The sequence below is a fragment of the Escherichia sp. E4702 genome (assembly GCF_963883545.1).
Taxonomy (GTDB): domain Bacteria; phylum Pseudomonadota; class Gammaproteobacteria; order Enterobacterales; family Enterobacteriaceae; genus Escherichia.
Window position 1 is genome coordinate 1 of sequence record NZ_CAWORF010000043.1, and the last position, 10,677, is coordinate 10,677.

Consider the following 10,677-nt stretch of genomic DNA (forward strand, 5'->3'; position numbering starts at 1 on the left):
GGCATAGTCATAAGACTCTCTACTGCCGCATCCATTTCTATTGCCTGTTGGTCAGAACAGGGGTTCCCCATGTTGTCCCGAACAAATGCCTTTGCAAGCGATTTCAGAAACGCTAACAAACGCTTCCAGATTGGTGATGATTCATCTTCCGCAAGCTGCCACGGATTAAGACCAGTAAAAACACCTTCCTGTAGAGCAAAATAACTACCACCATACGCACGAACAAATAATTCTGTAGAGCGGTTATAGTCAATAACGAACATGTAAGGATCAAAACGCTGTAAAAAACCAGCCGCGGCTCCTTCAAAAGTCGTTTTACCAGTACCTGTGGCTCCAAGAATCATTGCGTGTCCGGCAATTCTCTGTCCGGTGACGTTTTTATTAGGGTCGCTGTAGTGCGTATTAAAATAATACAAACCATCAGAAACTGTTTTTAACGGCATTAAAGCTGAACCGTCACCAATCGGATTTCCAGATTTCTTGCCCGAAGAATAATTATGCAGTGAAAACGTACAGGCAAGATTGGCTGCCGTTCTTCGCGTACTCAGTGGTCTTGTTTTATTCATTGGCAGATGACTGAAAAACACATAAGGTGCGGCACTGGTTGCACGAGAAAAACGGAATCCTTTACCCGTCGTAATAAACTCACTGGATACTTTGATACCATTCTTACGGGCAGCTTCTGCCGTATCGCCAAATACTGTTAGTACGCAATGATATGAACCAAAAAGATTAGTACCGCTGGTAACAAAATCTTTCCCTGCTATCAGTTCTTCTTGTTGAGATTTAGCAGCATCACCAGTTGACCCCATTTTATTAAGTTGGGAGTCTATTTTTCGCACGGTTTTAGCTGGAGCCTCAAACAAAAATGATTGCGTAATGATAAATTCATACGGTAGTTTTAACAGGAAATCCCATTGACCAGGAGTGGTAAACATAGGGAAATCTTTTAAAACATAATTTGTGGCAAATTTTTTATCATCCGACTCATTATTACGCAGTTCTAGCGTATCATTACCAAAATACCAGTCACTATCTGCGATTGATTCATATAATGGTGTTGATGATACAGGAATAATCGTATGCTTTTTATTAATTAAGCATGACAAATAATCCGCTGTTTCACTCACATAGTTTTTGTCTACCTTGAGCAACCAGGCTGAAAAAGGTTTAAGAACAACCATAGCCTGAGAAATAATATCTTCGAGGCGCTCAAGCCCCTTATCAACATCATTATAAGAAACACCGAACGTGATGTACCAGGTGGACTTAAAGAAATCATCCCCCTTGAACAAAGAAATATATTTCTCCGCAAATAAATTTAAGAATTTACTGGAAAACTCATAAGATTCATCAAGATAAATCTTCTCTTTTATAAAATGTGTCCACAAATACACATCACCTTCTTTGCCAACCCCGACAAGATAGTCCTTGATACCATTGAAAGAGTTTTCAAGAAAAGAATCTGATGCAAATTCAAAGGGAATCCCCTGAATAGCAATTGTAGCCAACATTTTTCTGTCAAGTGTATAAACAACACTATCAGAAATATGGTACATGTACTCAGGATACATGGATGCCACATTTTTATTCTTGCTATCTTTTAATTGTGCAACCTGCATAATCAACGCTCCACAGAGGAAAAACCAATAATTGAGTCTCTGTGCATCACTTTAAGAAAATACCCCTTCAACTGGAGATTCATAACACTAAGAGCGTTTGGGTCATTTTCACAAATGATGCGAACAATGAACAGAAACAAGAAGCATAATGCAGGAAATATGAGTCCAGAAATTCCCCACATAAACATGCATCCAAAACCACCAAACACGGCAAGAAATCCCACAGACAAAAAAAGCATCAATGGAACACCCATAACCATCGCAGGCCGATTCAGGCCGTTATAGGAAAGAAAGACGACCTTTGGTTTCTCTGTATCATTCATCATTAGCTCCTGAATTGCGCAGGCTGACAAACAGCCCGCGCTTTTTAGCGTTCGTTATTACTGGAACAATTCCAGCGCCCACGTACCGCCGACTACTGCACCGCCTGCAAGAGCACAATAGCCAAGAGCCATCCCAACATCCCCCCAGCTTTTACGTTCCATAAAGGCCATCAGGATGCAATAAAGCATATAAACAAGAGCCCCAATACCAACAAAGGTAAAAAGCCAGGTTTTCACGTTCGTAAGAGCATTAGTAGCTGAATCAAGGCCACCTGCCGCAGCCGCAAACCCTGAAAACACCATGAAAAATAATGCAAAAACAAAACGATTTACGTTAGCAAACTTATTCATTCGAATAATCTCCAAAAACATCCCAGTCCTGGGAGTGTGAAACAAAACTTTGATTACCTTTTTCCTGAACACTCTGTTCTTTTGTTGCTTTCGCATTTTCAGGTTTATCTACTCGCAACTCAGGAACAACATAAGCGTTCTTCATAACTCGTTCGACATAACTCGTATTATTAAATTGAGCTTCTTTCTTGAAACCTCTTGTGCTATTCCCCGAATAATACTCGGACAAAGACTTCAAAAGGTTCTCTTGTTCATTTCCTCCTTTTTTAGCAAGATAGTTTTTTGTCAGAATATCCGCACCAATTTTAATATTGGTACATGGATCAAATATTGTTTCAGCAGAAACCCCGTAGAAATTAAAATTTCCGTTATATATTTGCATCAAGCCAGCACTATATCTTTTCCCGGCATTATCTAATTTCTTTGCATAACTAATAGCATCTTCGATTTTTTTAAATCTAAGAGACACTCCATCACTAATATTGGCTATTCGAAATGGATCTCCAGAAGACTCAGTTTGAATAACCGCATTTAGTGTATTTGGTGCAACTAGAGGAGCGCAGGAAACGAAAAGACTAGCTAGCATTACCGATGGTAATACCATAGCTCACCTGTTTAATTTCAGATCACCTCATTTGAGGTGATCTTTTAATTAGAGTGTTGGGAGGGGACTAACGTTTGTAACTATGAGAACTTAGCCACTCATTACGAGCTTGTTCTTGCCTAGCATTTTCATCAACGGACATCTGATTAGATGCTAGTTCATATTGTTTCAGTTGCAACTCTATTGTCATTTTTTCAATCGACAGTTGATTTGCAATATCAGCTTTTTGCTGCGGCGTAGTGGCATTTGCAAATAATGACTGTAACGATTGAACACGTTCCGCCCGCTTATACATTGATTTATTGAACTGCTCGTAAAAATTTATTTGCTTAAGAACAGCATCATAGCGTCTTTGCGTGTTAGCATCAGAACTGGTTAAAGAATATTTCTTTCGTAAAGAATCTAATCCAATCTGAGAATCGCTATCGATATCCTTAAGAGAGCCACGCATATAGCTTGAAGCTGTATCAAAGCCTCTACTAAAATCAGTGAATCCTTCTAATCTCTTTTTTTGATCCTCTGCATATTTAATAGATTGTTCATATTGAGTTTTCAGTTGTTGTAAATTATCAGCAGCTTCTTTAGCCCTAGCTAAACCTTCCTCAACAGTTTTTGCAATTGATGTAGGATCGACAACAGGGATATAAGCATGTGCGACATTAGAGCACATGCATCCTATTAAAATCACTGAAAACAGTTCTTTTAACATTATTTCCCTCCGTGAGCCTTAATCCAATCTTCTCTTTTCTGTTTTTGAATTGCAGCCTTTGCATTATCACAGTTTTCATTTGTGATTTTTCCCTGAGAGCATTGTTCTATAACATTTTTTGCCTCAGATTGGTTTGCAAAATAATAATCAACATCATACACTTTATCGTTACAACCAGAGAGAAACAGAACGGATACAAATGCCATTGGAACAACTTTTTTCATATTACCCTCCTAATACATTCTTTCCTAATTGACCGGCCAGGCTTACTACTCTATTTCCAGCTTTTTTGGCAACAGAGGCAGCCAATCCTTTACCTGCATTGCTCATAGCCCTTACACCTGAAACAGCAGCTAATTTATTTGCTGCGCCGTTAGCTGAGGCAGTCAATCCATTAATACCTACTCCACCTGTTAGAGATGAGCACAACGTCCCAATTTGCTCTATCAGGTAAACAGATATTAACACAACCGCTAATAAAGTAGCCACAGACATGAATGTAATGGTCTTTGCATCCAAGTTAGCCGTTTGTTGTATTAGTGACAATACGAAGCCAAAAGATATGGTATAAAATACATTTAGCAAAATGTAGTTTAAACAACTACCACACCATGCAGTAAACATACCACGCGTTGGGGAGAATGCAGAAAAACATATAAATAAAATACCTACCGATAACACCATTCCGACCATAAACTTTGATACGCAAAGGAAAACGGTAGTATAAAAAACAAGCAAAAATCCTCCTGCATACCCTGTGATCCATATAAGACCAGCTTTAATCCATAGACCAAAATCAGTCATACCAAGCTGTCCCGTAGCATCACTCCAAAATTGCTCCATTGTATCTGACAATGCTTGCCAAAGATTATCTATTGAATTGGCTATATCAGACTGTCCAGTCAAAGCAGAAGACAATTCATCTCCAGAATGCATTACGAAAGGAATTACATATTGTGAATAATATGTTGAGCTATATGTGAAAACACCAACCAGAGCCAATTTCATTATATTTTTAGTAACTTCCGACATAACCACATCACGTTGTGAATATATTATTTCATAAGCAACAAAAATAATATAAACACCAATGGCTGCAAAAAATACAGGTGATATTGCATTTGCAATTTTTGCTGCGTTACTGGCTGCCCCTGATTCAACTAGTGTTGTAACAGTACTTAAAAACGTAGATATTATATTCATTTTTATTTCCACATAAAAATGCAAACGTAAGAGATCATCTCATCCGCACATGTGCTGAATATTCACTAGTCATTAATGATTTATGTTTTAAAGTAGAATCATTAAAAGAAAAGTTGCATTCCTCAATGCGGCATTCTCTTCCAGGATAAATAACTCTGCTATTAACAGCCTTGTCAACTTTATTTCTTTTTTGCTTTGACTTTAAAATCAACTCTCTCTGTTTTCTTGTTCCTTCGATTAATCGTTTTCTTCTTACAACATACATAGGCATATAACATCTCCAATTTACATTTACATATAAACAAAGACTTTTATATGTAAAGATAAAATATCTATTAGGCTTTTTACCAATTTTTGGCGTGACACGATGCCCATCGTTCCTCCAGCTCAATCCTCCTCTTCATAGCTGGTATTCGTCACTTTCAAATTGTTAAAGAGCATTATTTATAATTCGGTTATTTTTTCATCAATTTTCAGTAGAGCTTCTTCAAGAAGTTCTCTGGCTAATTGAGTTTTAGGTAAGTTTGGTTTTAACAACCTAAGTTTTGTCAAAATGTAATTACTTCTACCATTAATTTTTATCGTGACAGTAGTTGGTTCCCAAACATTACCATTTACAATAAAATTTCCTACATTTAAATTATCACTTACATCATTATTTCGACTCTTATTCACTTTTCCCGTTCCTTTATCTCCATTTTTTTGTTCTTTCAACACTTAATATGTTCTCACCAACAAACAACCTCGAAAAATACCCAATCGAGGACATATCAATTTGCCACAATCTTAGAAAATAAAGTTTTCCATTATTTTTCAATGGCTTTTTAATAAAGAAAGAGTTCAAAGACATACTTATCATTATTAATGATTCGCTTTTTTTTGATATAAATCACATTTAAATGCTCATTTTTTGAGCGATTAGACGATAAAAAAAGACGGCAAATGCCGCCTTTTTAATCATTTTGTTGGTGGAAGTAGTTATCTTACCCTAGTCCATAGATCAGCCATTATCCTGCACAAGAAGATTACTCTTACAGCCTCAAGCCGCTCCGAACCAAGAGCTAGCTTACTTCTCTGCAATGTTTTTTTTACCGCTTCAATCGAGCACTCATGCTCGCTCGCTATATCAATGATTTCACTTCCAAAAACCCAACTTAACGTAACCCTAAATTGTTTCTCTGTAAGTTCTGGAAACAAGGCTTTGATTTGTGTTAATCCATTGAGGTGTGTAAAATCAAAAGTAGCCATATGGCCTCCTGTGTAGGTGATATGGTTAGCTAGTACCGCCGTGGTCAAGACGGCGGTACTAGTGACTAATCTGAACGACTAAATATGACGTTACTTATTACTTTAAAAACAAAAAATACACATCATTTACGTTTGGACTTCCTTTCTTTTAGTTCACAATTCCTTTCTGATATTTTCTTATCCTCCCCACATAATTCATAATACCCTACTAATTTTTCTAAATCAGGAAGAGGCAACCTAGCTTCCTTATCATATAATTTTAGCGCATTTTCATATTCTAATATTATTTCAATACATTTCTTAGCCCACTCAACTTCAGCATTAGAACCTGACTTAACTCTTGGTCTAGCCGGTAAGCGCCGCCTCTTTGGCTTTATAGATTGTAAAGTTGGATGATCCTCTCGAACAAAACTAAACGATATGGCAATAACTTTTCTGGATGCCTTATATTCATTCAAAACAACTGAAATATCAGTTGATGCATTTATTTCATTAATTGATCTTTCAATTACTTTTTGTTTTAGAAACTTATACTCTTCATAGGATTTTTCTAATCCCAACATCACTTTAAAATCATAAACACTGATTGTATCAGTTGTAATCAACTCTCCCTTGCGATAATTATACATGTTTCTATATTTACATAACCAAGCATATATTCTAAAAGAATGAGGAGAGGTAAATGCTGATATTGCTCTTAATGCAAATAACGTAAAATTATCTTTTAATTGAAATAAAAGATCCGATATTTCGGTAGAAAAAACGATTTCTAAAAATACATTTTCTTCACCTTCAATATCATACTCTACCTCTGACAACCACAGGCGCCTTCTTTTTGTTTTCTTCCCAGAGTCCTGGTCAAAAGAATATGTGTCAATAGTTTTTCCTAGCAACCCATCAGCAATTGCTGATAACCTATTTTTAACGTTTTTATCCTTGATGTTAAAGACTTCAACAAACTCTTTTGTTGTAATCCTTATACGTTTCTCAGGTTTATCGTGCCTTGAGATCTTAGATATAGCTAAATTTAACAAACGAAATTCATCAAGTGTTATTTTATAAACACCATCAGTAATAGCATTTGATTGAAATATTAACTCCCCCTCTCGCGTATTCACCTCTACTGGCAACATCATATTCCTCCCATAGCAACCAATAATCACACTGTAGCAAAGGTAGAAAACAAAATCAACACAGTATACCTTAAATAAAAACAACCATAAAAATCAATTAGTTAAAAAGGCAGGAAGAAATAAAAGCATCCTGAAATCAGGCTACCTATAATCCGCAAAGAGGCAAGCCAAGCAACAGCTCCTGAAAAATGTATACCTTTAAAGTTCCTCAAATCAGTACGGTTCTGAATCTGGGCATAGAAAAACAATAAAAACAAAACAATTCTTTCAATCAAAAGAAACAATAAAATCATTAAAAATCAATACATTAAAAAAACATCAAAACTCACACCTTACTTATCCACAAGTCTGTGGATAAGTAAGTTATCCACCCTGAAATCTGTATACCTAACTCCTGAAATCTGTATACCTAACTCCTGAAATCTGTATACCTAACTCCTGAAATTTGTATACCTAACTCCTGAAATCTGTATACCTTTCAACTCTCAACTCACTGAAAAACAAAACAAAAAACAGCCTCTAAATATAGAAGTATTTAGAAGTAAGAAATATAGGAAGTAAAAACATGTAGCGATTTTCGCGTTTTTTGTGGATAAGCATCGTTACCAAGCTCCGACAAGGAAACAAGCGTACTTGCTCCAATGGTACATCGCAGAAATTCCGCTTCCTCGCCCACTCGCTCACTAGCGTTCGGTCGCTAGGGCTGCGGCGAGCGGTGTTATCTCTCGCATACTGTCGATAATTTCGGTATTGTTCTTTCGGAAACGAAGCCGTAATAACCGCTAAAACACTCTCAGAAGCACTTAGACAAATAAAACAGAATTCTTTCAGTGAATGGAGGGGGCAAAAGGCTTGCAGCAGCTCTCTGTTCATCAAAATGAACGTTTAATGTGAACGATGTAATTAGTTAATCTATTGATTTAATTGATTTTATATTGGTGGGGTTTAATCAAGATCCTCATTTCACTAACCGAGGATCTTCTTGCGTTTTAAGAAAATATACTTTTATATCAATAGGATATACATACCAACGAATCGTCGGATATGGTCATTCATTATAACGGAATATGAGTCTACAAAATTAATAGATCCAATAACGATCCTTCCCCTAACCACCCTAGAAAAGCCATAAAACACGTCCTGTCGCTTTATTTTAGCCCTGGTAAGCCAAACCCACAGGGAAGCATTAAAAATTGCTCAGAACGCGATTCAGAACGTTTTAGCGGAGTAGCATTGCGCCCGTAGCTCGCGATGCTCGCACGCGCAGTACAGCGCCCCGCCCTGCTGCGACGCACCAGGACGGCGTAAACTCGCTTACGCTCGCGCTAACTGCGGCATTCTGCGGCGCAAATCAGCATAATCATGGCCTGCTGGTCTGTTGGGCTTTGCAGGGCGAAGGGATGGCCTGTGCGCCCTGGTGCGTTCGGCAGCGGCTGCGCCGCGCTTCGGGGCGATGTGGCTCTGCTGCTCCCTGGTATTTTCTTTCGCCCCTTCTATGCCCTGCCGGGCATCATGTAAACATAACTTAACTATATGTATTTAATCTATTTTTTGTTTTAAATCAGGAGTAAAAATTACTTGCAAATAGGTCAGAATTGACCTATTATAAACATATCGAGAGGGGATAGTCCCTGATCACCAAAGCCGCTCAGCGGCAGGAGTTTAAAAATGGAAAACTACGCTAAATTTGTTGCTACTGAAATTCTTAATCAGCTTGGCGGAAATCGCTTCATTGCTATGACTGGCGCAAAGAACTTTGCCTATTTTGATGAAGATGGTGAATGTGGTCTTAGTTTTCGTCTTCCTTCAAAATTTGCAATGAATGGAATTAATTTAGTAAAAATTAAATTAACCTTTTCCGATACATACCAGGTGACCTTTTCTCGTGTTCGAGGAGCAATGGTTAAAGAAGTATCGACATTTGATAATGTTTATTGTGATCAGTTGGAATGTTTGTTTAACGAACAAACCGGACTTGCAACCAGATTGTAATTTTTAATATGGGGGGATTCCCCCCATATCAGGAGGATAAATGAAAGTTCTTATTGGTAATATCAATATTCGTAATCATCATATGCTTCTTGAATTAGCTGGAATTGCAGGATTTGCCGGGAGCGTTGAATATACAAGTGAAATATCCGCAAGTATTGACCTTATGGATGATTCTTTTAGAAGTAAAGTTGGTATAAGCGATAGTGAAATATTAAAGATGTTAGAGGCATTTGTTGAAAATAAATTTTCAATAAAACTCGTTTAAAAACACTTGATAATAGGTCAGAAATGACCTATTATCAGCATATCGAAAGGAGGTAGTCTCCGATCACCAAAGCCGCCCAGCGGCAGGAGTTAAATATGAAAAAATCAACTTTCCCTGTTATCGTTTCTACGACTGGTCATGCGTTTTCTGTTGCGCGTGTGACGCTTTGCACTATCTGCCTGAAACATGAAAAAACAGGCAAGGATTATGTTGTTATTTTCACGGATAGCAATAATATCCGCGATTATAAAACGGGAGTAGTCCCGTGTTTTGGAGAGCTTTACCAGGAAGATGTCGATTTGATTGTTGGAAAAAGTTAAAGTAAAGGGGCTATAAGCCCCTTTACTGTTAAAATAGGAACCATATTAATATGAAGGTACGAAAAGGTGACAGGCAATATTATTTGAATAAAGAAGGTAATATGTTTCATCTTGTGAAACGGGTGAAGACCTTTTCTAAATCTGCGACTTTAGGAAAAACGAAAGCAACGGTGAAAACTGTTGCTGATCTTGTTTTTAATGAGAAGGCATTCGACACAATAGACTTTTCCAGAGATGGATTAAGAGAGAATGATAAAGAAATTGTTTCTATGATGATTCAGGAAATGAACAATGAACGAGGAAAAAATGTTAACTGAAAACACACCAGAAAACATCAAACGTCTGCGGCAAAAAATTGGTCTGACGCAGAAAGAATGTGCCGAAATATTCAGCATGACTCCGCGAACCTGGCGTCGCAAGGAAGAACCTGTCGGAACTGTAAGTGGTACAGCACTTACACCTGTGGAGTTTAAATATCTTCAGCTTTTAGCTGGGGAACATCCAGAATACGTCCTGTGCAAAAGGGACAAGCCTAAATGTAGTGAATGAGTTGTTGCGCCCGTAGCTCGCGATGCTCGCACGCGCAGTACAGCGCCCCGCCCTGCTGCGACGCACCAGGACGGCGTAAACTCGCTTACGCTCGCGCTAACTGCGGCATTCTGCGGCGCAAATCAGCATAATCATGGCCTGCTGGTCTGTTGGGCTTTGCAGGGCGAAGGGATGGCCTGTGCGCCCTGGTGCGTTCGGCAGCGGCTGCGCCGCGCTTCGGGGCGATGTGGCTCTGCTGCTCCCTGGTATTTTCTTTCGCCCCTTCTATGCCCTGCCGGGCATCATGTAAACATAACTTAACTATATGTATTTAATCTATTTTTTGTTTTAAATCAGGAGTAAAAATTACTTGCAAATA

At 38.1% G+C, this 10,677-nt stretch carries 15 protein-coding genes; 5 read left to right on the forward strand and 10 right to left on the reverse strand.

Translation table 11 applies throughout. The features are described 5' to 3' along the window. The 10 genes from AACU94_RS24260 to AACU94_RS24305 all read right to left on the reverse strand — a co-directional run. The coding region (locus AACU94_RS24260; protein ID WP_135488414.1) for a VirB4 family type IV secretion system protein at nucleotides 1–1,622 on the reverse strand (1,622 nt) is incomplete at its 3' end. A gap of 2 nt (nucleotides 1,623–1,624) precedes the next feature. Further along, nucleotides 1,625–1,945: a VirB3 family type IV secretion system protein gene (locus AACU94_RS24265; protein WP_001000142.1), complete on the reverse strand. Its 321-nt coding sequence runs from the start codon at nucleotides 1,943–1,945 to the stop codon at nucleotides 1,625–1,627. Nucleotides 1,946–2,002: 57 nt separating this feature from the next. Then, the gene (locus tag AACU94_RS24270) at nucleotides 2,003–2,296 is read right to left on the reverse strand and encodes a TrbC/VirB2 family protein (protein ID WP_001031683.1); all 294 of its coding nucleotides are present in this window, start codon (nucleotides 2,294–2,296) and stop codon (nucleotides 2,003–2,005) included. Beyond that, complete coding sequence (locus tag AACU94_RS24275) at nucleotides 2,289–2,900, reverse strand: lytic transglycosylase domain-containing protein (RefSeq protein WP_000244005.1); 612 nt, start codon at nucleotides 2,898–2,900, stop codon at nucleotides 2,289–2,291. Before AACU94_RS24275 ends, AACU94_RS24270 begins: the two co-directional genes overlap by 8 nt. 67 nt (nucleotides 2,901–2,967) lie before the next feature. Continuing rightward, complete coding sequence (locus tag AACU94_RS24280; protein ID WP_000910600.1) at nucleotides 2,968–3,609, reverse strand: type IV secretion system protein; 642 nt, start codon at nucleotides 3,607–3,609, stop codon at nucleotides 2,968–2,970. Further along, the gene (locus AACU94_RS24285; protein WP_000758236.1) at nucleotides 3,609–3,833 is read right to left on the reverse strand and encodes an EexN family lipoprotein; all 225 of its coding nucleotides are present in this window, start codon (nucleotides 3,831–3,833) and stop codon (nucleotides 3,609–3,611) included. Before AACU94_RS24285 ends, AACU94_RS24280 begins: the two co-directional genes overlap by 1 nt. Before the next feature lies 1 nt (nucleotide 3,834). Beyond that, entirely contained in the window at nucleotides 3,835–4,812 is a 978-nt protein-coding gene (locus AACU94_RS24290; protein WP_001021612.1) for a type IV secretion system protein, read from the reverse strand. Nucleotides 4,813–5,256: 444 nt separating this feature from the next. Then, nucleotides 5,257–5,529 (reverse strand): hypothetical protein, encoded by a 273-nt coding sequence (locus AACU94_RS24295; RefSeq protein ID WP_135488415.1) that lies wholly within the window; start codon nucleotides 5,527–5,529, stop codon nucleotides 5,257–5,259. Between the two features lie 261 nt (nucleotides 5,530–5,790). After that, nucleotides 5,791–6,060: a hypothetical protein gene (locus tag AACU94_RS24300; protein ID WP_000190069.1), complete on the reverse strand. Its 270-nt coding sequence runs from the start codon at nucleotides 6,058–6,060 to the stop codon at nucleotides 5,791–5,793. A 122-nt stretch (nucleotides 6,061–6,182) separates the two neighbouring features. After that, nucleotides 6,183–7,196, reverse strand: coding sequence for a replication initiation protein (locus AACU94_RS24305; RefSeq protein WP_024176825.1), 1,014 nt, complete (start codon nucleotides 7,194–7,196; stop codon nucleotides 6,183–6,185). A gap of 1,665 nt (nucleotides 7,197–8,861) precedes the next feature. Here AACU94_RS24305 and AACU94_RS24310 point away from each other — a divergent pair. The 5 genes from AACU94_RS24310 (at nucleotide 8,862) to AACU94_RS24330 (ending at nucleotide 10,319) form a co-directional block, all read left to right on the forward strand. Then, the gene (locus AACU94_RS24310; protein ID WP_000432877.1) at nucleotides 8,862–9,185 is read left to right on the forward strand and encodes a hypothetical protein; all 324 of its coding nucleotides are present in this window, start codon (nucleotides 8,862–8,864) and stop codon (nucleotides 9,183–9,185) included. A 40-nt stretch (nucleotides 9,186–9,225) separates the two neighbouring features. Then, nucleotides 9,226–9,450 carry a hypothetical protein gene (locus AACU94_RS24315; protein ID WP_000866040.1) on the forward strand — a complete coding sequence of 75 codons (225 nt, stop codon included), beginning with the start codon at nucleotides 9,226–9,228 and terminating at the stop codon, nucleotides 9,448–9,450. A 95-nt stretch (nucleotides 9,451–9,545) separates the two neighbouring features. Then, entirely contained in the window at nucleotides 9,546–9,770 is a 225-nt protein-coding gene (locus AACU94_RS24320) for a hypothetical protein (protein ID WP_000749828.1), read from the forward strand. 50 nt (nucleotides 9,771–9,820) lie between these two features. Beyond that, complete coding sequence (locus tag AACU94_RS24325) at nucleotides 9,821–10,087, forward strand: hypothetical protein (RefSeq protein WP_000868277.1); 267 nt, start codon at nucleotides 9,821–9,823, stop codon at nucleotides 10,085–10,087. Beyond that, on the forward strand, nucleotides 10,077–10,319 hold the full coding sequence (locus AACU94_RS24330) for a helix-turn-helix domain-containing protein (protein ID WP_001479502.1): 243 nt from the start codon (nucleotides 10,077–10,079) through the stop codon (nucleotides 10,317–10,319). The genes AACU94_RS24325 and AACU94_RS24330 overlap by 11 nt, the downstream gene beginning before the upstream one ends. Nucleotides 10,320–10,677: the final 358 nt, after the last annotated feature.

Coding starts and splice junctions, on each gene's coding strand:
- AACU94_RS24265 (WP_001000142.1), bottom strand. CDS start 1,945: ATGAATGATACAGAGAAACCAAAGGTCGTCTTTCTTTCCTATAACGGC.
- AACU94_RS24270 (WP_001031683.1), bottom strand. CDS start 2,296: ATGAATAAGTTTGCTAACGTAAATCGTTTTGTTTTTGCATTATTTTTC.
- AACU94_RS24275 (WP_000244005.1), bottom strand. CDS start 2,900: ATGGTATTACCATCGGTAATGCTAGCTAGTCTTTTCGTTTCCTGCGCT.
- AACU94_RS24280 (WP_000910600.1), bottom strand. CDS start 3,609: ATGTTAAAAGAACTGTTTTCAGTGATTTTAATAGGATGCATGTGCTCT.
- AACU94_RS24285 (WP_000758236.1), bottom strand. CDS start 3,833: ATGAAAAAAGTTGTTCCAATGGCATTTGTATCCGTTCTGTTTCTCTCT.
- AACU94_RS24290 (WP_001021612.1), bottom strand. CDS start 4,812: ATGAATATAATATCTACGTTTTTAAGTACTGTTACAACACTAGTTGAA.
- AACU94_RS24300 (WP_000190069.1), bottom strand. CDS start 6,060: ATGGCTACTTTTGATTTTACACACCTCAATGGATTAACACAAATCAAA.
- AACU94_RS24305 (WP_024176825.1), bottom strand. CDS start 7,196: ATGATGTTGCCAGTAGAGGTGAATACGCGAGAGGGGGAGTTAATATTT.
- AACU94_RS24310 (WP_000432877.1), top strand. CDS start 8,862: ATGGAAAACTACGCTAAATTTGTTGCTACTGAAATTCTTAATCAGCTT.
- AACU94_RS24315 (WP_000866040.1), top strand. CDS start 9,226: ATGAAAGTTCTTATTGGTAATATCAATATTCGTAATCATCATATGCTT.
- AACU94_RS24320 (WP_000749828.1), top strand. CDS start 9,546: ATGAAAAAATCAACTTTCCCTGTTATCGTTTCTACGACTGGTCATGCG.
- AACU94_RS24325 (WP_000868277.1), top strand. CDS start 9,821: ATGAAGGTACGAAAAGGTGACAGGCAATATTATTTGAATAAAGAAGGT.
- AACU94_RS24330 (WP_001479502.1), top strand. CDS start 10,077: ATGTTAACTGAAAACACACCAGAAAACATCAAACGTCTGCGGCAAAAA.